Source organism: Methylobacterium nigriterrae (genome assembly GCF_037106235.1).
Taxonomy (GTDB): domain Bacteria; phylum Pseudomonadota; class Alphaproteobacteria; order Rhizobiales; family Beijerinckiaceae; genus Methylobacterium; species Methylobacterium nigriterrae.
Genome location: NZ_JBAWTG010000784.1, coordinates 1 through 281 on the forward strand (window position 1 = coordinate 1; position 281 = coordinate 281).

The following is a 281-nucleotide window of genomic DNA, read 5'->3' on the forward strand; positions in this document are numbered from 1 at the left end:
GTTGATTTTATCAATGAAAGCCAGTTTGGCGCAACCTATGAGTGGACGATCACCAATAGTGCTACTACTGTTTCAGAAACTATTACAACAGAAAACATTTCTCAAAAGCAATTCGATACCGTTGGTGTTTTTGATGTAAAGCTGAAGGTGACAAACACCATAGATAACGACACGAAAGAATACAAGCGTACGTTACACGTGAACGATGAATTTGCTCTTCCTTACCAGATTTACGATACAGAGCGCGCAATATACTACTCTGATGAGCAGATCAATGTATC

At 39.1% G+C, this 281-nt stretch carries 1 protein-coding gene; it reads left to right on the plus strand.

From position 1 onward, the window contains the following. Nucleotides 1-281, plus strand: a 281-nt coding sequence (locus tag WDW90_RS39155) for a hypothetical protein (protein WP_336493001.1), incomplete at both ends; no start/stop codon positions are given.